Source organism: Alkaliphilus transvaalensis ATCC 700919 (assembly GCF_000621485.1).
GTDB classification, from domain to species: Bacteria; Bacillota; Clostridia; order Peptostreptococcales; family Natronincolaceae; genus Alkaliphilus; species Alkaliphilus transvaalensis.
Genome location: NZ_KK211286.1, coordinates 162,147 through 185,427, shown reverse-complemented (window position 1 = coordinate 185,427; position 23,281 = coordinate 162,147). Strand labels below are relative to the sequence as shown.

At 34.7% G+C, this 23,281-nt stretch carries 23 protein-coding genes; 2 read left to right on the top strand and 21 right to left on the bottom strand.

Annotated elements, in window-relative coordinates; genetic code table 11:
• Positions 1-143: 143 nt before the first annotated feature.
• From T335_RS21765 to T335_RS0116260, 7 genes are read right to left on the bottom strand one after another with little or no spacing between them, the layout of a single operon-like run.
• Positions 144-914, bottom strand: coding sequence for a Na-translocating system protein MpsC family protein (locus tag T335_RS21765; protein WP_051569358.1), 771 nt, complete (start codon positions 912-914; stop codon positions 144-146).
• Positions 901-1,449, bottom strand: a complete 549-nt coding sequence (gene citX, locus T335_RS21055) for a citrate lyase holo-[acyl-carrier protein] synthase (RefSeq protein WP_034328783.1) — start codon at positions 1,447-1,449, stop codon at positions 901-903. Before citX ends, T335_RS21765 begins: the two co-directional genes overlap by 14 nt.
• Before the next feature lie 17 nt (positions 1,450-1,466).
• On the bottom strand, positions 1,467-3,008 hold the full coding sequence (citF, locus tag T335_RS0116280; RefSeq protein ID WP_026478483.1) for a citrate lyase subunit alpha: 1,542 nt from the start codon (positions 3,006-3,008) through the stop codon (positions 1,467-1,469).
• Positions 2,998-3,903: a citrate (pro-3S)-lyase subunit beta gene (gene citE, locus T335_RS0116275; RefSeq protein WP_026478482.1), complete on the bottom strand. Its 906-nt coding sequence runs from the start codon at positions 3,901-3,903 to the stop codon at positions 2,998-3,000. Before citE ends, citF begins: the two co-directional genes overlap by 11 nt.
• Positions 3,903-4,199, bottom strand: coding sequence for a citrate lyase acyl carrier protein (gene citD, locus T335_RS0116270; protein ID WP_026478481.1), 297 nt, complete (start codon positions 4,197-4,199; stop codon positions 3,903-3,905). Before citD ends, citE begins: the two co-directional genes overlap by 1 nt.
• Before the next feature lie 37 nt (positions 4,200-4,236).
• Positions 4,237-5,286 (bottom strand): [citrate (pro-3S)-lyase] ligase, encoded by a 1,050-nt coding sequence (gene citC, locus T335_RS0116265; protein WP_026478480.1) that lies wholly within the window; start codon positions 5,284-5,286, stop codon positions 4,237-4,239.
• A gap of 53 nt (positions 5,287-5,339) precedes the next feature.
• Positions 5,340-6,518, bottom strand: coding sequence for a malic enzyme-like NAD(P)-binding protein (locus T335_RS0116260; protein ID WP_156943710.1), 1,179 nt, complete (start codon positions 6,516-6,518; stop codon positions 5,340-5,342).
• Between the two features lie 432 nt (positions 6,519-6,950).
• Between T335_RS0116260 and T335_RS0116255 the strand changes: the two genes are divergently transcribed.
• Positions 6,951-7,937, top strand: coding sequence for a sugar-binding transcriptional regulator (locus T335_RS0116255; RefSeq protein WP_026478478.1), 987 nt, complete (start codon positions 6,951-6,953; stop codon positions 7,935-7,937).
• Between the two features lie 61 nt (positions 7,938-7,998).
• Here the strand turns inward: T335_RS0116255 and citG are convergent, their stop codons facing one another.
• The 7 genes from citG to buk all read right to left on the bottom strand — a co-directional run bounded on the left by citG (position 7,999) and on the right by buk (position 14,634).
• Positions 7,999-8,883 (bottom strand): triphosphoribosyl-dephospho-CoA synthase CitG, encoded by an 885-nt coding sequence (citG, locus tag T335_RS0116250; protein ID WP_026478477.1) that lies wholly within the window; start codon positions 8,881-8,883, stop codon positions 7,999-8,001.
• A 13-nt stretch (positions 8,884-8,896) separates the two neighbouring features.
• Positions 8,897-10,645, bottom strand: coding sequence for a sensor histidine kinase (locus T335_RS0116245; RefSeq protein WP_026478476.1), 1,749 nt, complete (start codon positions 10,643-10,645; stop codon positions 8,897-8,899).
• A 249-nt stretch (positions 10,646-10,894) separates the two neighbouring features.
• Positions 10,895-11,428 carry a 2-oxoacid:acceptor oxidoreductase family protein gene (locus tag T335_RS0116240; RefSeq protein ID WP_026478475.1) on the bottom strand — a complete coding sequence of 178 codons (534 nt, stop codon included), beginning with the start codon at positions 11,426-11,428 and terminating at the stop codon, positions 10,895-10,897.
• A complete protein-coding gene (locus T335_RS0116235; protein WP_026478474.1) occupies positions 11,425-12,177 on the bottom strand; it encodes a thiamine pyrophosphate-dependent enzyme in 753 nt (250 codons plus the stop codon). Before T335_RS0116235 ends, T335_RS0116240 begins: the two co-directional genes overlap by 4 nt.
• Positions 12,178-12,180: 3 nt before the next feature.
• Entirely contained in the window at positions 12,181-13,251 is a 1,071-nt protein-coding gene (vorB, locus tag T335_RS0116230) for a 3-methyl-2-oxobutanoate dehydrogenase subunit VorB (protein WP_026478473.1), read from the bottom strand.
• A gap of 28 nt (positions 13,252-13,279) precedes the next feature.
• A complete protein-coding gene (locus tag T335_RS0116225) occupies positions 13,280-13,483 on the bottom strand; it encodes an indolepyruvate ferredoxin oxidoreductase subunit alpha (protein ID WP_026478472.1) in 204 nt (67 codons plus the stop codon).
• A gap of 74 nt (positions 13,484-13,557) precedes the next feature.
• On the bottom strand, positions 13,558-14,634 hold the full coding sequence (gene buk / locus T335_RS0116220; protein WP_026478471.1) for a butyrate kinase: 1,077 nt from the start codon (positions 14,632-14,634) through the stop codon (positions 13,558-13,560).
• A 212-nt stretch (positions 14,635-14,846) separates the two neighbouring features.
• On the opposite strand from buk, the gene T335_RS0116215 reads away from it, so the two are divergent.
• The gene (locus tag T335_RS0116215; protein ID WP_026478470.1) at positions 14,847-15,749 is read left to right on the top strand and encodes a LysR family transcriptional regulator; all 903 of its coding nucleotides are present in this window, start codon (positions 14,847-14,849) and stop codon (positions 15,747-15,749) included.
• A 243-nt stretch (positions 15,750-15,992) separates the two neighbouring features.
• On the opposite strand, the gene T335_RS0116210 is transcribed toward T335_RS0116215, so the two are convergent.
• The 7 genes from T335_RS0116210 to T335_RS0116180 form a co-directional block, all read right to left on the bottom strand.
• Positions 15,993-16,391, bottom strand: a complete 399-nt coding sequence (locus T335_RS0116210; protein ID WP_026478469.1) for an FMN-binding protein — start codon at positions 16,389-16,391, stop codon at positions 15,993-15,995.
• 8 nt (positions 16,392-16,399) lie between these two features.
• Positions 16,400-16,993: a TetR/AcrR family transcriptional regulator gene (locus tag T335_RS0116205; RefSeq protein WP_026478468.1), complete on the bottom strand. Its 594-nt coding sequence runs from the start codon at positions 16,991-16,993 to the stop codon at positions 16,400-16,402.
• The gene (locus T335_RS0116200) at positions 16,986-17,483 is read right to left on the bottom strand and encodes a flavodoxin domain-containing protein (protein WP_026478467.1); all 498 of its coding nucleotides are present in this window, start codon (positions 17,481-17,483) and stop codon (positions 16,986-16,988) included. Before T335_RS0116200 ends, T335_RS0116205 begins: the two co-directional genes overlap by 8 nt.
• A gap of 288 nt (positions 17,484-17,771) precedes the next feature.
• Positions 17,772-18,620 carry a homocysteine S-methyltransferase family protein gene (locus tag T335_RS0116195; protein ID WP_026478466.1) on the bottom strand — a complete coding sequence of 283 codons (849 nt, stop codon included), beginning with the start codon at positions 18,618-18,620 and terminating at the stop codon, positions 17,772-17,774.
• 54 nt (positions 18,621-18,674) lie between these two features.
• Positions 18,675-19,415: a hypothetical protein gene (locus T335_RS0116190; RefSeq protein WP_026478465.1), complete on the bottom strand. Its 741-nt coding sequence runs from the start codon at positions 19,413-19,415 to the stop codon at positions 18,675-18,677.
• Between the two features lie 236 nt (positions 19,416-19,651).
• On the bottom strand, positions 19,652-21,532 hold the full coding sequence (locus tag T335_RS0116185) for an ABC transporter ATP-binding protein (protein WP_026478464.1): 1,881 nt from the start codon (positions 21,530-21,532) through the stop codon (positions 19,652-19,654).
• On the bottom strand, positions 21,529-23,256 hold the full coding sequence (locus tag T335_RS0116180) for an ABC transporter ATP-binding protein (protein ID WP_026478463.1): 1,728 nt from the start codon (positions 23,254-23,256) through the stop codon (positions 21,529-21,531). Before T335_RS0116180 ends, T335_RS0116185 begins: the two co-directional genes overlap by 4 nt.
• Positions 23,257-23,281 lie beyond the last annotated feature (25 nt).

Sequence of the window (23,281 nt, the reverse complement as noted above, 5' to 3'; positions counted from 1 at the left end):
ACAAATTCAACATTGATAAAAAAATATGCAAGTTTAATTTAAAATGGAAGCTATTTTGAAAAACTTTTTTATGAAAACCTTTTCAAACTTAGCTATACTAATAATATATAACATCTCTAATCATTTGTAAATAGTTTTTTTGACTAAATGAATAAAAATTCTAAAAAATGATTATCTTTTTTTACATCTATTTCAACTGAAGCTAATTTAAAGTTCCCTTCTATTATTTCAGTTATTATATTAACAAAGTCTTTCTCCATATCTCGATAAAATATTTCTCTATTATACTTGACCATAGATATGTTTTTTTCTTTTTCTGCTAATACTTTTTCAAACTTTGTAAAAGAGTTTTTTATTTCTACTTCTAGCTTATCTCCATAGATAAAACTTTTAACATTTTCAGGTCCCTTACCGGTTTTCTCTTTAATAAATCTAGCAATGGCATTCTTAATATCTTCCTCTAATAGTAACTTTTCCTCTGATGACAATGCCTTATCCCTTAAAAGTAAAATATTTCCCCTCTTCTTTAAAATCTTAGCTGATGTTTTCTCAATCACTTCCATTAATTGCCTTACATCAATTGGCTTAACAAGATAATTGTCTATTCCTAGATCAACCATCTTTAAAATAACTTCTTTATCAGAATAAGCGGTGGAGATAATAATTGGCACATCACTTACCCTTCTTATTTCCCTAATCATACACATTCCATCCATGATGGGCATGTTTAAATCAGACAAAACAATATCTGGTAAATGCTCTTTAAATAATTGAAAACCCTCTTTACCATTTTGACCAATTATTAGTTTTCCCACCCTTTTTTTCAGAAAAAAACTCATCTGCTGTAGCACTTCAGGGTCGTCTTCTATATAAAGCACCTTAATATTTTTTAGCAGACTTCTATCTAAATTCATTTTTTTCCTCCTTAGGGCAAATAAAATCCTCAATCAGCTGATTTAGTCCTTTAAGCAATTCATCCAATGTATGGGTATGATTTCTTCTACAAAAATTTGCAGGACTTTCACATAAAAAACACTTTCGTTCATTCAAACCTATGTCTCTTCTACTTATGGCTCTTCCTTCTTTATTTAACACATCAAAATCAAAAATTCTTCCTAAGTAATGTCCCTCTTCTATCAAAACAGTTGTTTTTTTAATTGTAAGGCTATCTCCTTTAATACAAAAGAAGCCTTCTGTTCCAGAAGCTCTTTCTTTAATTTCAAAATAAACAACCTCTATTTCTGCTTTAGCTAGGGCATTTAACAGTAAACTAACCCCTATTTCATGTATTAGTTTATAGTTAGGACTATTTTTTTCAGGGCCGGGGATATTTAAGGTAAAGGAAACAAGAGGTGTCCCCCAAAACTGTAGCAGTTCTTTTTGTAAGAGGGCTCTTTTTTCCCGCCCTTCTAATATTGCCTTCATTACTTCTGTTGGCATTTTAGTCATTAGGGACACCTCCTTTTCTATTTTACATTTCTAACAACATCTATAATTGTCCCATCTCTATATTCAACTAAAGCAACAATTTTATCACCATATTCTATAGCCTTTGGTTTACCAGTAATCTCTTCAGCTTTTTCCTTTAATTGATCAATTGTATATAAAGGTAAACTAGTTTTAGAGAATTTTTCAATTAAATCCGTTCTTAATGGATTTACTGCAATTCCACGATCAGTTACAACCACGTCTATTGTTTCTCCTGGTGTAATTACGGTATTAACTTGATCTACAATTGTTGGTATTCTCCCTCTAATTAATGGTGCAACAATGATGGAAAGTTTAGATCCAGCAGCTGTATCACAATGACCTCCTGAAGCTCCCCTAAGAATTCCATCAGAACCAGTCATTACATTTACATTAAAATCAGTATCTACTTCTAATGCACTTAATATTACAATATCTAAAACATTTACTGCACAACCTTTATTATGGGGGTTAGCATAAAAGCCGGCATCTATCTCAACATGATTAGGGTTTTGGCCGATAGATTGGGCAGCTATTAAGTCAAAACATTGGGTATCATAGAGTTTACCTACTAAACCTTCTTCTAACATTTCAACAAACTGTCCCGTTATTCCTCCCAAGGCAAAGCTAGCTTTAATATTTCTTTCGATCATGGTTTGTTTAATTGACCTGGCTACTGCTAAAGAAGCTCCTCCTGTACCACATTGCATTGAAAACCCATCTACTAAATAACCCGACTCTTTAATTACTTCGGCAGCATATTTAGCGATTAATAGTTCCCTTGGATTTTTAGTATATCTTGTGGCACCAGAAACAATACCCTTTGGATCACCAATTGAATCCATTTGAACAACAAAGTCTACATCCGTTTGCTGAATACTTGCAGGTACATTAGGGTAGGCCACAAGGTTATCAGTAATCAGTACAACCTGATCAGCAAACTGTGCATCTACTTTAGCATATCCTAATGAGCCACAGAAGGATTTTCCCGAATGTCCATTTGCATTTCCGTATTCGTCGCATGCAGGTACCCCTAAAAAGGCAACATCAATTTTAACGTCTCCTGATTCAATAGCCCTTGCTCTACCACCATGGGAACGAATTTTAACTGGATATTCTAAAATTCCTTTGGAGATGGCATCTGCTAAAGAACCCCTTAAGCCACTGGTTTCAATTTTTGATATAACACCACTCTTAATATGCTCAATTAAGGGTGCATGTACACCATTTAAAGAACTAGGGGCAATAGTAATATTTTTAATCCCTAATTTAGCAATTGTGTCCATTACCAAATTAACAATATAGTCTCCTTCTCTAAAATGATGGTGGAAGGAAATTGTCATACCATCTGTTAAACCTGTTTTCTTGATAGCTTCTTCAATATTATTTAGAAGCTTGCTTTCCTTAGGAGTGATTACAGATAGTTTACGCCCAAATCTTCTCTTTGTAGGTTCTACACTAAAGGGCCCTTGATAGGGTTTTAGTTCTCCTATTCCTTCTATAAACGCTGGCACTTCTCTTCCAATTTTATTAATAGCCATTTTCTTCCCCTCCTTCAAAAACATAGACCCCTGCTGCTGCAGCTAAGGTCAATACCCTTTCTGCCCTTTCTATGATTGGTTTGTCCACCATTTTACCATCTAATGAAACAACCCCAGAGCCTTTCTTAAAGGCCTCTTGACTAGCTTTAATAATTCTAATAGACTTTTCAATATCCTTATCTGTTGGGGTATATATTTCATGGACAACATCAATTTGTCTTGGGTTGATAACAGATTTTCCATCAAAGCCCAGCTGTTTAATTAATTTAACCTCATTAGCAAATCCTTCTTCATTATCAACATCTGAAAATACCGTATCTAATGCATAGATTCCAGCAGCCCTTGCAGCAAATAATAATTGACTTCTTGCTGTCAATAATTCAACACCATCTAAAGAACGGGTTGTCTTCATATCAGTAACGAAATCCTCTGCACCAATGGCGATACCAACTAAACGAGAACTTGCCTGTGCTATTTCTCTAGCATTAAGGATTCCTTGGGCGCTTTCTATAGCCGCCATCATTTTAATTGTTCCAACTGGAATACCAGCTTTTTCTTCTATAGTTGCAATGATTTTCTCAACATCAATGATATCTTGAGGAGTTTCTGTTTTGGGTAATCGAATAATATCTGGCTTAGCCCTTACAATAGCTTCTAAGTCTTGAAGTCCGAAGGGAGTATCTAATCCATTAATTCTTACAGCAATCTCTGTCCCTTCATAATCGACATTCTTTAAAGAATTATAAATTAAAAATCTTGCTGAATCCTTTTCATTAAGGGATACAGAATCTTCTAGATCAAACATTACTGTATCTGCCCCAAAAATATGGGCATCCTTCACCATACTTGGATTATTACCAGGTACATACATCATTGTTCTTCTTAACTTTAACATTAATCTTCCTCCCCCCAGTTAAAGGTATTTTCTTCAGCTGCCCTTAATACAGCAGTCTGAAGACGAGCTTTAATGACACAGTCTAAGGCACCCTTATCTTGCAGTTTTACAATAGCTTTTTCTACCTTTAGTTCCTTTAGGGTCCTTAACACTACCTCTTTAATCTGTTCTCCAAATTGCTTTTCTACAAGACTCTTTAGCTCGATTTCGATTCCCTCACCTGAGTTTGGTTCGATGACAATCGACACATCACTGGATTCTAATGTTCCAGCCATGGCTATTTTTTTAATATCCATCACTTTTCCCTCCTAATTTTTTATTTTTACATAAAATTTACTTTAATTTTAGTTTATCTATTATCTCTTCACCTTTAGGAGATAGCAGAAAATCATAGGTTGTGTAGGGCACCAGTTCCTTAACCTCTAATAGTTGGCCTTCCTTTAACAATTTCCTTACTCTAGAGGCACTAATGACACCAGTTCCCTTTTCTTTTCTTGCTACAACAATTACTTCTACACCATAATTAGGAAGAATTTCCTTCATGGTAGCATTATATTGGGAGGTTAATTGGCAGAGGGGTTCTTCACCAACATACCTTTTTTTGATTCCTAATGCGGGAACAAAATAGTTAGCAAAAATTTTGATATCTAATAATGCGTGAATTTTAACTGCCTCGTTGAATTTCTTTAAAAAATATGATGGAAAGGTGGCACTTGAAACTAAATAGTTTTTTGTTTCATGGACGATAACGTTTTCCAAATGCTTAGTACCTTCCTTAACCAATTGTAATCTAACCTCTGCTGGGAAATCAGATTCATCTTCAGAAACAACAAATATATGAAGGAAATCGCTTTCCTTAGCGGCCTTTTCAATCAAGTACTGATGTCCCAAAGTAAAAGGGTTACAATTCACCACTATTGCGGCAATATTTGTTGATGGTGTTTGAGTTGATCGTGTTTGAGTTCTTGCTATTTCCTCCATATAACCACCAATTCCCTTTGTTTTATTTTCCAATAAGACAACTTCTCCTGCCACTTCCTCTATCTTATAAAAGCCTAAATCTTGAAAAATAGTTAAGTTTTCAGGCTTAGTATAAACAAATAGATGATACCTACCCCTTCGATGGGCTTCATTTAAGAGGTTGGAAATCACTTTGTTTGTGATTCCCATCCCTTGATATTCCTTAGCAACTGCCACACACTTAATCACATTTCCATGAAGGGAGCCAGCAGCTACCACCCTTTCTTCATTCCTAAGGGCATAGGTATATTCAATGCCTTCTTCATAGCCTAACCCTTCTTCAACTAGAAAAGTTTCCACTAACTTTCTACAGGCAGGATTATTCGTTTCAACAATGAATTCTACTAAATTCAAGTATTCCATAGTCGTCACCTCTTATAGTTTACTTACCTTTTATTCTTCAACGCTAACTTATGTTAAATAGCTTTGGCTATCGTATTCTTTGTAGCTTCAATCATTACTGCTTCTGCTACTGCATTGCTTACTCGATTATCAAATACATTTGGTACAATATAGCTTTCTCTTAATTCTTCATCAGTAATAAGATTTGCAATTGCCTTTGCTGCTGCAATTTTCATTTCAACAGTAATATCTCTAGCCCGAACCTTTAATGCACCTTTAAATATTCCAGGAAAAACCAATACATTGTTAATTTGATTAGGAAAATCTGATCTACCAGTTGCAATGATCCTTGCTCCTGCAGCCAATGCTAAATTAGGGTCAATTTCTGGTTGAGGATTTGCTAGAGCAAATACAACACTGTTAGGATTCATGGAGGCTACCATTTCCTCCGACAACACATTCCCAACAGATAATCCGATAAAGACATCTTTATTCTTAATAATATCCTTTAGGTCTCCCTTTTCATGTCTTCTATTGGTTACAGACGCAATTTTTTTCTGGGGTTCATTTAACAAAGAATCTCCCTCAATGATTGCACCCTCGATATCACAAAGTATAATATTCTTAGTTCCTGCCTCTACTAAAAGTTTTGCAACAGCTATTCCTGAAGCGCCAGCTCCATTAATCACTACTTCTACTTCTTCAATTTTCTTACCGGTAAGCCTCAGTGCGTTATAAAGACCTGCCAATACCGCAACAGCTGTTCCATGTTGATCATCATGATAAACAGGTATATCTAATTCTTCCTTTAATCGATCTTCTATATAAAAACATTCAGGAGCTTTAATATCCTCTAGATGAATTCCCCCAAATCCAGGGGCTATCATTTTAATCGTTTTAATTATTTCATCTGAATCGGTGGAGTCTAAACAGATTGGCATAGCGTCAACCCCTCCAAAGGATTTTAATAATAATGCTTTACCTTCTATAACTGGAAGTCCAGCTAGGGGTCCGATGTTTCCTAATCCTAAAACTGCAGTTCCATTAGTTAAAATGGCCACAGATTTTCCCTTCATCGTGTATTCATAAGCATTATTCTTATCTTTGGCAATCTCCAAACAGGGTTCTGCAACACCTGGTGTATAGGCAATGGCAAGATCGTCACCATTAGTCATAGGCATCGTACCATTAATTTCAATTTTCCCCTGTCTTTCTCTATGGAGTCTTAAAGCTTCTTCTTTTAAATTAATCATTTTTAATTGAACCCATCCCAAATACTTTTTCGGGGTGGTTCAATCACACCTCCTGTTTTTTTTATTTTGATATAACTAACAACAAAAGTGAAAATAATTTTACAAATGTATAAACTCATTACATATTCTACCGACTTCTTAAGGTTATCTTACCAAAAAATGATTAATTCTTCAATACATTTGTTTAAAAATTTATCAAATGTGTATAATATATCTCTATAATCGTATTTTTCTTGATTATAAGTAAAGCTCATTTTAACTTTTGATAATAAGTCCCCCACTTGTTTCTATTGGCTTGACTATCTATTGAAAGCCAGAAACCTTACCACTACTTGTAAGTAGTATTTAATTAAGATATAATTAATATTGATTTGAAGGTACTTAACAGTATAGACATGCTATGGTATGTTAATTAAATTCGAGGTGTAAAGTATGGACCATTATGAAAAATTAAGTGAAACAGAAAAACAAAAGTATTTAGCTAATTTAGCCAATATGTATTACGAGCGCAATATGACTCAATCTGAAATAGCAGAACAACTTTCCACTACCCGATTTAAGGTTTCTAAACTCCTTCAAGAAGCCAGAGATTTAAACGTGGTGGAGATTATCATTAATAAACCTAATGATCGTTACACAAAGGCTGAAAACCTATTAATTAAGCACTTTAATCTAATAGATGCCATTATTTTAGATAATCATATGATGTCCCATGACGAAACAATCCACGCATTAGGTAAGTTGGGGGCTAAGTATGTTGAAAGGGTTGTTACCGAAAACTCTATCATTGGCTTGTTATGGGGCAAAACCCTCTTTAATGTAATCAAACAAATGAAGCCGAAAAACAAAATACCGATTACTGCTGTACAAGTCCTTGGTGCAGCTGCAAAGGATAATCCACTTGTGGACTCTCCTGAGCTAATTCGTAAATTCGCCAATATCTACGGAGGGAAATATAAATACTTATATGCTCCTTTATATATAGATAATGACTATGCAAGAAAAGCACTATTACAAGAACCCGTCATTAATGACACCCTTTTCTTGGCTAGTAAATGCGATATTATCTTAACTGGAATTGGTACAATTGATGCAGTATTCGCCTCTACCCTATGGTCAAGTTATTTAGTTGAAAATAAGAACTTTCACATTAACTCTGAGAAGGCTGTAGGCTGTATTTATGCTCGTCTCTATGATGAAAATGGTGCAGAAGTAGATATCGACATTAATAAAAAAATAATAGGAACGGAGCTAAATACCTTCCATCAGGTTAAATATAGAATAGGTGTTGCAGCAGGTAAATATAAAGCAGAAGCTATTCTTGGTGCTTTAAGGGGTAATCATGTAAATGTTTTAATAAGCGATGCTTCAACCGTTCAAAAATTATTTAATTTAGCAAATATAAATGTTGAAGAATAAATAATATACGAATATATCAAAAAAACTTAGGAACATGATCCTAAGTTTTTTTTGATTAGAGCTATTTCTTTTTTAGCGTTTCCATCAATTTTGCTACCCGATCTAAAAACACTGTCACTGCCAATAGATCTGCACTACCCCCTGGGCTAATATTTCTTTTTATATATTCTATAGATATTTCATCTACGCTTCTTCTACCTGCTTCTGTCTTCATACCACCCATGTCAATTATTTCTTTAGCTTGATTCTGTACTTCTGCTAAAACCTCTAGAGAATGACGATGGAGTATCGTAGAGTCTTCACATATTTGCATAATTCCTAAAAGGGTATGGACTAAACCATCATTAAGGGATAGCCCCTTTGCCTCCTTCTGATAGAAATCTAGAGCAAAATCAAAAACAGTAGGTATCCCTGCTTCAACTTCTCCACGAATCCCCTTCGTTTTATACTTTAGATATAGTCCCTCTCCATGGGTTAGTTTTCCTTTGTTAACTAGGGTTGAAAGCTCCTTTTCAACGATTCCTGCTGTCATTTTTTTTATAATATTTTTTATTTCATAAAAGGGCTTCCCTTCATGAATTGCCTTTCCAACTGCGCCACAGGAGACTCCCATTAAAAATAGCATCCCTTTATGGGTATTCACTCCTTTTGTTTTCTCAAACATTTCTCTTTCTGCTTCAATACCTAGACTTCTAATACGATTAAAAACATCAACATAAGAAGCATCACTAAAACCCTCTTGGGTAAATAGGGTGAAGTACTTTGATAAAGCAACAGTACTGTCTATAAATGTAAAAAAATTCATATCTCGATGAGCTCCATTAGAAACGGGGGATACTAGCCCCGGCGAAGGAAAAGAAGCCACTTCATACAATATTGCCTCTACAGCAAAATTCCCTATTTCAAATGCCCTTTCGTCGATGTGATACACCCTTTTTTTTATCATTAGAACATCTCCTTTAATCCTTCTTTGGAACAATAATCTTCTCTAATACCCCTTCTTCTATATTTTCTATCAATAATTCCCCATGAAACTTCTCTCTTATAATATATCGGGAGATATATAGTCCTAGTCCAGTTCCCTGCTCTCCCTTTGTGGTAATGTAGGGAGAAAATAGGTTTTTCATGACTTCTTCACAAATTCCTCCACCGTTGTCAGAAATCTCTATAACTACATCTGTTTCTGTTTCAAAAACATTAATTATTATTTTCCTTTGAAGAGATACATCCTTTAGTGCATCAATGGAATTATTTATTAAATTAAGGATTACCTGTGAAAAAACATTACCCTCACCATTTATTTCGATCTGCCGCTGACCCTGAAGGTCCAGTTGAACATCTAGACTATTAATCCTTTGTTTGTTTAGTTCTATTGAAAATTCGATTGCCTCCATAACATTAAAATTAACACTTTCCTCTTGAGGCTTGAAAAAGAACTTAAAATCATCAATCGTTTTAGCGATTTTATCAACAAGTCGGTGATTAGACTCTAATAGTAGGTTTAAATAGCCTTCATCCTTTTCATCATACCGGTGAAAGTCTTCAACATTATAAAGGGAAATTTTCAATGCGTTTAAGGGTTGTTTTAATTGATGGGCTATGGTTGCCAACATCTCCCCCATTGCAGTAAACTTAGATTGGTGAATGATCAGGGCATTTTTCTCCCTTAATTCTTCATAGTATATTGCTTCTACTTGCAATTCATTTCTTTTAATTTCAACCTTAAATATATATAGAATAATAACAATACTCGCCAGAATTAAAAGAATCGAAATAATAATCGTAGCATTAGTAATCCCCGTGAAACTAATGAGGGTCTCCTCATAGTCCACTGAAAAATTTAAAATAATAAAGGTATCTCCTATATCCGCAGGGGTAAAGCCACTAATCTTTTTTACTCTTGTATCATCCCCTGGCCATATGGAATGATACATTCCTACACCTGTTTCTCGATTCATTTGTTTCTCAACATTTTCCTCCAGTTCCCTCCAGTCATAGTCGGGGTACTGTCTCTGTCTTACCTTAATTACATTTTCTCCAATACTTTCATTTGAGGGATGTAGAAACAACCTTCCCTCCTTATCCTTCAAAGAAATATAGCCCTTCTGGTTAAGCTGATAGTTGGCTAAATATACCCTATAAATTTGGTCTGTATTAATTTTCATTCTAACTAAACCTTGTAGTTCTCCATCATACTTAACAGGATGAATAATGTTAATACTTAAGTCTCCAAGGGTCTCTACAAAGTATACTTTATTGTGGGTGTTTATTGTTCTAACAATGTCTTCCCCCAAGTTATAGTTGTAATCTGAATCATCAGTATAAGACCGCAATAGATTTCCTTCCCTGTCAATTAGTTCAATAGCAGTATATTCTTCTCTTCCCATCTTAAACATTAAATCAATTAATTTGACATCCTTTGTGAAGCCCTTTAAAAGTTCATTAAATTCCCCTTGGAAAAGGGAATCTTTAAGAATGGCTTCTAGATAGTTATCCTTAGTCTCAAAATAATCCTCCAACTGAGCAGAAACGGTTGTAACAATATTTAGTATATTTTCCTGCTGAGATCGAATTACCATATTTTTATAATAGTTATGACTAAATAGTAGTGAAGACAAAAGAACACCCATTATAAAAAAGGTCAAAAATACGTATTTAAAAATACGTTTGTTAAATTCTTTTTTTAATAACAATAGATCTGTTTTCATTTTTTATCCCTCTATCTAATTAGATTATCTAAGTTTAATAATAATTATGAAATATACTCAGTTAATTTGCTATTAGAAAGTTACATGTCATTATATCACTGATTCATTTATTTTGTAAAATAGAACAATCTCTTCTTTAGCCGAAAAAACCCTATTAAAGAAACATAAAGTCCTTTAATAGGGCACTAGATAAATTATATTTTAGGATAGTTATTTTTTAATGTTATAATAGTTTTTTCGGAATTAATCTTAACCTTGATAGTTCATTCCTTTGTTAATAGCGGTTAAGTTTGTCTCTAATAATTCTGGTCTCTTAGCTACTAATTTAACCATAGCCTTTTCAACCTTGGCAAGATCAACTAAATTCAAGTGAGGGATTAAAGCACCTAAACTAACCATATTAGCGATGCTTGTGTTACCCATTTCGTTAGCGATCTCTGTAGCAGGGATTTGAATTACTGTAATATCTTCTCTTACTTCATCTAGCTTAGCTAATGAAGAGTTTACTACTAATACGCCACCTGGCTTAATACGAGGAGCGAACTTATCATAGGCTGGCTTGTTTAATACGATAGCTGCATCTGCTTGGTCGATTACAGGTGAATGAATTTCTTCATCAGATAATACTACTGAACAATTGGCAGTTCCTCCACGCATTTCAGGTCCATAGGAAGGAATCCAACAAAGCTCTAAATCAGAACCCATTCCTGCATAGGCTAATACTTTACCTAAGAACATAACCCCTTGACCACCAAAACCTGCAAGAATTACTTTATCCATCATAAGCTTTTTACCTCCTCTGTCACCTTAAGTTCACCCATTTGGTAAACAGGCATCATATTATCTCTTAACCATTGTAAACTTTCTACTGGTGAAACTCCCCAGTTAGTTGGACAGGTTGATAAAACACTTACGAAGGCAAAACCTAAACCAGCTTTTTGTACTTGGAAAGCTTTTTTAATTGCTTTCTTAGCTTGGTTAATGTTCTTTGGTGAATCTACTGAAACAGCCGCAACGTACACAGCTCCATCTAAGTTAGCGATCAGTCTTGGTAAATCAATTGGATAACCACTTACTGAAACATCTTTTCCATATGGACTAGTTGTCGTTTTCATTCCTTCTAATGTAGTAGGAGCCATTTGCCCACCAGTCATACCAAAGATGGCATTGTTTACCATGATAGAAGTGATTTTTTCACCTCTAGCTGCAGCATGGATGGCATGTTGAGTACCGATAGCAGCGATGTCACCATCTCCTTGGTAGGTAAATACAATACGGTCTGGAAGAGCTCTTTTAATCCCGATTCCTGCTGCTTGTGCTCTACCGTGGGCAGCACCTATGAAGTCACAGCTGAAAAACTCTTGACTAAATCCAGCACATCCTACAGGTGAAACTCCTATTGTATCTTCAATAATATCAAGTTCTTCAAGAACCTCTGCTATTAATCTCATGATGGTTCCATGGGTACATCCTGGACAGAATGAAAAAGGAACATCTGATAAACCTTTACTTCTTCCGAATATTTTCTCCATGACCTACACCTCCTCTACTGCCGATAAATTAAATGTATTTTCAACAAAAGTTAAAATTTCATGCTCAGTTGGTAACATACCACCTTGTCTTCTATAAAGTTCTACTGGCATCTTACACTCAACTGCTAATTTTACGTCTTCGATCATTTGTCCCATACTTAATTCAACTGATACAATTCCCTTAACTTTATCTTTATAAGGTACAAAAGCATCATTTGGGAATGGCCATAAAGTGATTGGACGGATTAATCCTAATTTAATACCTTTTTTACGGGCATTTAATACAGTACTCTTACAAATTCTCGCTGTTGTACCAAAACTTACTAATAGGTACTCTGCATCTTCTGTATGGAATTCTTCCCATCTTTGTTCAGTTTCTTGGATATGCTTGTATTTAGCTTCCCAACGAAGGTTGTTAGCTTCACCAATTTCATTTGTTAATGAGTAGCTAGCAAGGATTCTTTTCTTTCTTCCTTTTGCGCCATCAACTACCCAGCTTCTGTCTGTTTCTGGAGCTTCTGGTCTTTCCTTTAATACTACTGGCTCCATCGTTTGTCCTAAGAAACCATCTGTGTGTAGTAACACTGGTAGACGGTGCTTATCAGCTAAGTCGAAAGCTAACATTGTATAGTCATAAAGCTCTTGCGCTTTTGAAGGTGCTAAAACGATTGTACGGTAGTCCCCATGACCACCACCTCTTGTTGATTGGTAGTAATCAGATTGAGCTGGCCCTAATCCACCTAATCCTGGACCACATCTGTTAACGTTTACAATTACCATAGGTAGTCCAACTGCAGCACTAAAGGAGATTCCCTCTTGCTTTAAACTTACCCCAGGACTTGATGATGCAGTCATAACTCTTGAACCTGTACAGGCAGCGCCATAACACATATTGATCGCACCAATTTCGTCTTCAGCTTGTAAAACTGTCCCTCCAACTTTAGGGAATTGTGCAGATAGATATTCTACTATCTCTGTTGATGGTGTAATCGGATAACCGAAGAATAATCTACATCCTGAACGTATTGCTGCTTCTCCTATTACTTCATTACCTTTTAATAATACTTTTTCCATCTAATTTTCAACTCCTTTCATAGGACTATTATTTATAAACCTCGATTGCCACATCTGGACAGACAGTTGCACATAAAGTACATCCGATACATTTATCTTGGTCTGTACAAACAACTGTAAAGTAACCTTTTTCGTTTGATTTATCTCCGATGGCTAGAATCTTTTTAGGACAAATATCGATACAAAGTCCACAGCTCTTACAATACTTACTTATTATATTTACCTTTGCCATATTGAGCCCTCCTTTAATAATTTTCTCTTCCTTAAAAGATATATATAAACTTATTTAGTGAGTTAATCACTAAATTAGCTATAAATCACAGCTTCTTCTTCCCCTCGAATAACCCTTAAAGCACCGAAGGCTAAAGATTCTAATTCCTCTTCTCCCGGTACAATTTCAACAGGAGCAATGAATTTTACACGTTTAATTATATCATTAACAATTCTTTTTGAATAGGCAATTCCACCCGTTAAAATAATTCTATCTACTTCACCTTCTAAAACTGCCGCCATAGCACCAATTTCCTTGGCTACTTGATAAGCTAGAGCATCTAACACAATATCCGCCTTTTGGTTGCCTTCAGCTGCCATTGCTTCTACTTCTCTAGCATCTTTTGTTCCAAAATAGGAATAGAAACCACCTTTACTGCTAAGCATTTCCTTTAATTCACCTTCAGAATATTTTCCTGAAAAGCAAAGTTTAACTAATTGATCTGCTGGTAATCCACCACAACGATCTGGAGAGAAAGGACCCTCTGCCTTAGCATTATTTACATCTATCATTTTGCCATTCTTGTGGGGAGTAACTGAAACTCCTGTCCCTAAATGCACTACTACGAAATTTACTTCTTCATATTTTTTACCCATTTCCTTAGCAACTTTTCTAGCTACTGCCTTCATGTTTAACGCATGGGATAAACTGATTCTTTCTAAATCAGCTAAACCAGATATTTTAGCTACTGGTTCCATTTCGTCAACAGAAACGGGGTCTACAATAAAGGAGGGAATACCTAATTGGCTTGCTAGATTATAAGCCATAACAGCTCCTAGGTTAGAGGCATGTTCGCCACGCTCTGCTCTTTGTAGATCACTAACCATCTTTTCATTTACTTGATAAGTTCCTCCAGCCAATGGCTTAAGTAAGCCACCTCGACCTACGATTGCTGATAAAGAACCTAATTCAGTATTTTCTTCTTCTAGGGCTTGTAGCACTAAATCTAGTCGGTATTGGTACTGATCAAACACTTTTGGGAACAATTCTAAGTCGTATACGGAATGCTCAACAGTCTTTTTGAATAGCAAAGCTTCATTTTCATATACTGCTATTTTAGTAGATGTTGCACCCGGGTTGATTGCTAAAACTCGTTTTTGCGATTGCAGCATTTGGATACCTCCTTTAATAATATAAAGTATTGTTACTTTTTTTTAAGTAATAAAAGTTTTTATGTCTATACTAATAGAATACAGAATATTACCCTGATTGTGAAATATTAGAATGCTATATCAGTAATAAGTAAAAGTGATAACATTTGATATAATTCTTACTAAATGTTATTATTAATACATAATAAATTTTAATTACTGGGGGAATTCCTATGGATATTAGACAGCTTCGTTACTTTATTTCTGTTGCTGAACATTTAAATTTTACTGAAGCAGCTAAACATCTCTTTGTAGCTCAATCTGCTGTTAGTCAACAAATTGCAGACTTAGAGAAGAAATTAGGAGTTCAATTATTTATTAGAAATAAACGGCAAGTTAAATTGACTAATGCTGGGGCAGTACTATTAAAGGAAGCTAGATATTTAGTAGATAAATCTGAGGAGCTTATTGAAAAAACCCGCCATGCTGATCTTGGCATTATTGGAGATCTTAAAATTGGTTTTTTAGGTTATACAGAAAGAGACTTCTTACCTCAACTGATTCGTCAGTTTCGCCGCAATTATCCTAAGATAGATTTGCATTTAAATCAATATAATCACGGAATGCTCATTGAATCTTTAAATACTGAAGCATTAGATATCATCTTTACTCTTTCTTTTGGGTTAAATAATATTGGTGGTTTAACAAAAAAGAAGGTTCTAACAGAGAAAATCTCAATTGTAATGCACTGCGAACATCCTTTTGCAAACAGGCAATGCATTAATATTAAAGACTTAGCCAACGAGAGATTTATTGCCCTTGATAAAAGAGAATCGCCCCAAGGTTTTAATAAAACATTGTTAATGTGTGCTAATAGTGGATTCACACCCAACATTGTCAGCGAACCAAGGTTAATTCAAACTGTATTGTTATTGGTAGATGCAGGTATAGGTATAGCGATTCTTCCTAAAAGTCTGCAGGCCAACGCTAGCCCAAGTCTTAGATTCATTGATATCGAAGGGGAACAAGCCGAAGATGAATTAGTAGTAGCTTGGAAGAAGGCAAATTCTAACCCATCTATTCCTTTATTTTTAGAGGAACTTGATAAAGTAGAATCACATAGACTAAAACGTTAAAATAATCATCTTTTAAAAATCAAATCTATAGAAATTGATTTATAAAAAATTTCCATAAAAATTCCCCTTCTATTAAGGAAGGGGATCATTTCTATTATGTACATTATCTTTATTATGGAGTATTGTATATTATTAAATTTAATCAAATTATATTATAATTTTCCACATTACTTATTTACTTTATAAGTTAATTGAAGTTTTCATTTTGCATTAATATAAATATAAATTAATTATGCAATTTCACTATTTAACAAAAGCACTCTCGATGGCTTTTAATAGCACTTTACTACTTCCTGTAGCACCACTAACAACATCAACATTAAGACTTTGATAATCTATTACTTGACTAAAAATTTCCTCTGCCTTTCCACCTAATCCATACTGATGTTCTATTACACTAATATTAGCTATCCGGTTATCCAGTATAGATATTTTTAGAGTAGCTCCTAGCATTTCATTGATATGGTACTCTCCAATATAGTCACCATCTTCAAACTCTGAAAAATTTATTTCATTAACAGCTAATTGGGCAATTTCTTTACTAAAATTCTGTAACTGCCTATAAATGAAAGTACCAAAGACCAAAATCAAAACAATAAAACCTATTAAGAACCCTTTTAAAATCCTTTTTTTACTTTTCATTTTAGTTCCTACCTTTCAATATTTAGCAAATATCGCATTTCATTTCTAATTGACATAATAATATTATCTACATTCTCTGTATTTCGGCCCTTAACATAAAATAATAATTTACCATGAATTGTCGAAGTGATGAGTTCTGCTAAAAGGTCTATATTCTCATTTTTTATATATCCCTTTAATGCGCATTCCTCTAATAGATTTTTTAATAATAGGGCAATAGATGGCACTACAGGTCTCTCTTCATCATTCTGGGGTAATCCTTCTAAAGTTTCTAGAAAAATTAGTTGAAACATTTGAGGATTCTTTACAAAAAACTTAAAATACTCTGTACCACAATCAATCACTTGATCTCTTAAGTCATCCTCTACATTCCTAAGATTCATGACATGTTTATAACAATCTTCTAAAAAATCTAATACACAATGTATTGATAGGCAATTTAAATCACTAAAGTAATTATATATAGTAGCATAGGAATAGCCTGCTTTGTTGCCAACCTTTCTAGCAGTTAAGTTCTTCACGCCTTCTTCTAAAATGATTTCCTTAGCTGCATTTATGAAATATTCCCTCATACGTTGCCTTTGTATTTCTTTACTATCCATTTGCTACATCCATTTCATTAATAATGTTTGATACCCTTTTGATTCCTTCAAGATTGATTTGTGAATAACTTTCTTTTACCTTTAATATTCTCTTTAATAAGAACCTTTCAAAGAAATTCATCTTATCAAATTTTACTTCGTGGCCTAGATACTCCTTAATAAAAGCTTTTTTAATCATTTCTTCAGGTAAGTTTAACTTTAAGTATTCAGTAATCTTTTCAGGATTTTCTTCTTTACAACAGACAAACACGCCAATATTTTTATTCATGATTTGATCCTTATACGTTGTTGTAAATTTACTTATTTCTCCCTGCATTCTTCCTGCATAAATTGAACTGGCTAATAACACTGTATCAAATTCTTCAATAGTTGATGGAATCTCTTCTTTTAAGTTTATCAGCTTTACTTCTCCCTTAAGTTGTTCTGCCATCAGTTTAGCGGCTTTTTCTGTTGCTCCATATTTTGATGCATATAATAGTACTACTTTCATATAATCATCCTCCAATATTTATTTCTCTTAACTTTATTTTACGCAATAATTTCTCATTACTAATAAAATTACCAGCTTTATGTATTTAACTTAGTTAATAATATTAACAATGTTAATACTATTATATACCCCCTATAAAATAAGTCAAGAAAATTTTACCATATCTTATTCAAAAAATCCTGAACCAATAATTTATATTACTTCAGGATTCATAGCAATTTAGGTATTTTGTATTCGGAGCTTCCTTAGACCACCGTAACCAGTTGATCAATGTTAAATCTTTAAGCCTTAGTCTTTTATCGCTGTAATTAGTGCATGTATGTGGGCAGGGGTAGTTCCACAACAACCACCAAGAATCCTTACACCTAATTCCTTCATCCTGCTACCGTAAAAACCAAAGGTCTCGGGATCTATAGTGTATTGGGTAGTTCCCTCCACTTTTGTTGGTAGTCCAGCATTTGCTTGTACCATAACAGGAATTTTTACACCCTTCATGAAGTTTGGCAGAATGTGCAAAATCTCCTTAGGCCCTAAGGAACAATTGATCCCTAACGCATCGACACCTAAACTTTGAAGCTGATTTGCTATGTGGCCAGCCTCTTCCCCAGATAAGATTCTACCCTTTTGATCAAATGTCATCGTACAGAAAATTGGTAAATTACTATGATCCTTTGCAGCTAAAATTGCTGCTTCTACTTCCTTTAAATTGAAAAAGGTTTCAAGCAAAATACAATCGACACCTATTTTAGCCCCAACAGTTACCTGTTTTTTAAAAATACTATAGGCTTCATAAAAGGATAGATTTCCCATTGGCTCAACTTTTCCTATGGGCCCAATATCCTGAGCAACATATTGACTGCCGCAAGCCTTAGCTAATTTAATTCCTGCTTCAATGACCGCTTCAATAGAATAACCATAGTCTTTCAATCTTAGTTCATTAGCTTGAAAAGTATTCGTTGTGATTACTTGCGCTCCTGCTTCTACATAGCTTCGGTGGATTTTTTCCACCCTAAGAGGGTCTTCTATATTGCATACATCTAAGGGTTTTTCAAGGTTCATGCCCGACTTCAATAACATAGTGCCCATTGCACCATCAAAAAATACTAATCCTTTTTCTATAGCTTTTAATAGCTTCATATTGCCTTCCTCCCCCACGTCCACAAAAGATGTTTTATATTAATTATGTAATTTCTATTTATTAAAATAAGTGTCTATTATATTTGTCATTCTTTCTTTGCCTTCCTTAAACTGTTTTAAACGATGTCCATTTGCCCCCGAAGGATGAGGAAAACCTACTAAACATTGTTCTCGATCAATTTTACCTTCCCCAATTAAGGATAATAGTACCTCCTCAACAGCCCTTCCCAAAGGAACAATTAAGGGTCTTTTTAAAGGCTTCAGGTCTTTTTCAACTGTCAAATTAACATATTTCATAAGAAACTTAGAATTAATTATTTTAGGTGAATGTCCTGTATAGTTCTTTCGATTAACAAAGACAGGATAGGGAATTAAGGATACCGTATGAAGATATGGACAATGGTCGTTAAAAAGTTCTTTATTATTTTTCATTCCTAAATATTCATGTAACCTTAGTTCGTCTAACATATTTATGATGTTCATCCTCATTGTACCATAGAACCGACTTTCCTTTTTACATATTCTAGCTGTTTCTTCAAGGGACCGTCCTTCTATTAGGCACTTTCTTGCAGTACGAATGGACTTTTCCATCTGAACCCAACCTGGAGTTATCCCTATAATTAATATTTTAGCTTCGATATTAATGAATTCATTATGGGTAGCATAATAAATTTGCAACTTCCCCTCTTCTTCTATTAATAAATCTGGAATCAGTAAATCTGATAATAGGTATTGATCTTTCTCTGGCAAGCTAGTAATGATTCTTTCGTAGTCTTTTAGTAAGTGTTTTCTCATAGAAACCCCCAGCATCTTTTTTCTAATTTTCCCTTATCACCTACCACTATACGCCTTGACTTTATATAAAGGGCTATTTTACCATGCCATATAGTAGAAACACATATTCTTGCTGCAGATTTAGCAGGGTTAAGGGATTACTAAAATAAGTTTTTCCTATTCTGCCAAAAAATTAACCGTAGGGAGGTTAAACTCCAATACGGTTAAGATGATTAGTTTTGATAATTAATAAAGATTTATCCTGCATCCTTCATGGTGTTATCAGTAGAAGCTTGCCCCACAGTAAATTGACTATTATAAAGGTCTGCATAGAAGCCCTTCTGTTCAAGCAGTTGTTGATGATTTCCTTGTTCAATAATATCCCCATGATTCATCACTAGAATCATGTCTGCATCACGAATCGTAGAAAGTCTGTGGGCAATTACGAAATTAGTTCTGCCTTCCATTAGTTTAAGCATTGCATTCTGTATATAGGCTTCGGTTCTTGTATCGACATTACTTGTAGCCTCATCTAAAATAAGAATGGTTGGGTCTGCTAATATTGCCCGTGCAATAGTTAAAAGCTGTTTTTGCCCTTGGGATATGTTTGAAGCCTCTTCATCAAGAATCGTATCATATCCATCTGGTAATGTTCTGATGAAATGATCTGCATGGGCAGCTTTAGCAGCTTCAACTATTTCCTCTTCTGTTGCCCCCATCCGACCATAGGCTATATTATCCCTAATGGTCCCGTTAAATAACCATGTATCCTGCAATACCATTCCAAACATACTGCGGAGATTTTCTCTTTTAACCTTTCTAATATCTACTCCATCTATTGTAATTACTCCATCATTAATTTCGTAGAATCTCATCAACAAATTAACTAAAGTTGTTTTGCCTGCACCTGTTGGTCCTACAATTGCAACTGTTTGTCCCTTTTTAACTTCAATGTTCATGTTTTTGATTATCATTTCATCTTCATGATATCCAAATTTAACCTTATCAAATTTGACATTTCCTTTAGGCATATTAATAACAGTTGCATCAATAGCATTTGATATTTCTTCTGTTTCATCTAATAATTCAAAAACCCTTTCTGCTGAAGCAACAGTTGACTGTATGATATTTGATATATTGGCAGTTTGTACAATAGGTTGTGTAAACTGTCTTGCATATTGAATAAAGGCTTGAATGTCTCCAATTTGAATTCTTTGCATTGTAACAAAAATACCACCAACAACACAAATTAAGACGTAACCTATATTACTTACAAAGTTTAAAAGAGGCATAATGATCCCAGAAATAAAGTCTGCCTTCCACCCAGTTTCATATAGTTGATTATTAATATCATCAAACTTTCCAACAGATTTTTTCTCATGTCCAAAGGCCTTTACTACCCGATGTCCTGTATACATCTCTTCTACATGTCCATTTAAATCCCCTAAAATTGCCTGTCTCTTTTTAAATAATACTTGAGACTTTGATGCAATTGTCATCGTAACGATTGCTGAAAGGGGTACCGTTATCACTGCGATTAAAGTCAAGGAAGGACTTATGGTAAGCATCATAATCATGATCCCCAACAATGTAACAATAGAGGAAATTAACTGGGTCAAACTCTGCTGCAACGTATTTGCTACATTATCTAAGTCATTGGTAATACGACTTAGGATTTCTCCATGGGTTCGACCATCAAAAAACTTAAGGGGTAACTTAGATAATTTAACATTTACATCTTTTCTCATTACATATACTGTTTTTTGGGCAACCCCCGACATAATATACCCTGTTGCCAAATTGAAAAAGGCACTTAAAACATAAAGTATAATTAGAGTGACAATAATCTGTTCTACGGCGTTAAAATTAATCCCCACTGTAGGATTTGTTAGACCCGCCACTAGTTCATTAGTTGCTTGCCCCATAACCTTAGGACTAAAAATATTAAAGGTTGTACTTAAGATTGCCAAAAAGAATACAAAAATTAATTTTAATTTTTGAGGCCTCAAGTAACCAATTATCCTTTTTAGTGTTCCTTTAAAATCCTTTGCTTTTTCAACAGGTCTTCCTATGGCCATTCCTGCACCGGGACCTTTGGGAGGAGTATTAGACCGTTTGTTTTTATCTTCTTTCTTCATGCTAATTCCTCCTCACTAAGTTGAGAAGCAACAATTTCTCTATAGACTTGACAAGAATCAAGTAACTCTCTGTGCTTCCCTAACCCTACAATTTTTCCTTCATCTAATACAATAATTCGGTCGGCATCCATGACTGTTGTTACTCTCTGAGCTACTATTAATACTGAAGACTCTAAGGTTTCCTTTTTAAGGGCTGTTCTTAACCTAACATCGGTTTTAACATCTAAGGCAGAGAAGCTATCATCAAAGATATAGATTTCTGGTCTTCTAACCAATGCTCTAGCAATGGCAAGTCGCTGTCTTTGTCCTCCAGAGACATTGGTTCCACCTTGGGCTATAGTATAATCATAACCCTCCTTCATCCCATTTATAAATTCTGTAGCTTGGGCAATTTCCGCCGCCTTTTTAATTTCTTCCTCACTGGCATCTTCCTTACCAAACCTAATGTTTTCAGCTATACTTCCAGAAAAAAGATAAGCTTTTTGTGGCACAAACCCAATTTTAGAACGAAGGGCCTCCTGTTTCATTTCTCTAACATCTACTCCATCAATTTCTATAGCTCCCGACTGAATATCATAAAAACGAGGGATTAAATTAATTAATGTAGATTTACCCGAACCTGTTCCTCCAATGATAGCTGTCACTTCTCCTGGTTTTGTAGTAAAGGAGACATTATTTAAAACTGGCTTTTCTGCACCTGGATAACTAAAGGTGACATTTTTAAACGCCAACATACCTCTAGTAGACTCTTGAAGTTTTTCCTTTTCAGGGTCTACAATTTCTGCTTCAACATCTAAAATCTCGTTAATCCTAGTTGCCGATGCCTGTGCCCTTGGAAGAAATGAGAACATCATAGACATCATAATAAGTGACATCATAATCTGCATCGCATACTGTAGAAAAGCCATCATATCACCCACTTGTAAACTTCCCATATCAATCCGCTTACTTCCAAACCAAATAATAGCTACACTGGTTAAGTTCATAATAATCATCATCATAGGCATTAAAGTAGCCATAATTTTATTAGCTTTAATTGCTGTACTTGTTAAGTCAGCATTGGCTTCATCAAAACGCTTTGCTTCCTTATCAATCCGATTAAAGGCTCTAACTACCCTTATACCCGTTAGGTTTTCTCTGGCTACTAGGTTTAATTGATCTACCTTTTTCTGAATCGATTTAAAGATAGGTAGTATGTGACGTGCCACAATACCTATCCCTATGGCTAAAACCGGAAGAGAAACGGCTAAAATCATAGCCAACTCACGATCTTTAGAGATAGCCATAATCATTCCTCCAATTCCCATCATGGGGGCCATAATCATCATTCTAAGCATCATCATTACAACATTTTGAATTTGGGTAATATCATTGGTGGTTCTAGTAATTAACGATGCAGTACCAATTTTATCAAATTCATGCAAGCTAAAATCCTCTACCTTTGAAAACACACGACTACGGAGATCTCTTCCATAGGCCATTGCTATTCTAGACCCTAAATACGAAGCAGTTACGGCAGCTACAACACCTCCAGCTGCCACCAGTAGCATCATACTACCAACCCGCCAAATATAACCTGTGTTTCCCACTAACATTCCATTGTTTACTATATCTGCCATAAGGGTAGGCAAATATAGATCTCCAATAGATTGTAGGAAAACAAGCACTAAAACTGCTACAATAACTAATGCATAGGGCTTTAGATACTTAAATAATTTTATCATTTGTTCATCTCCTATCAGTCAAAAC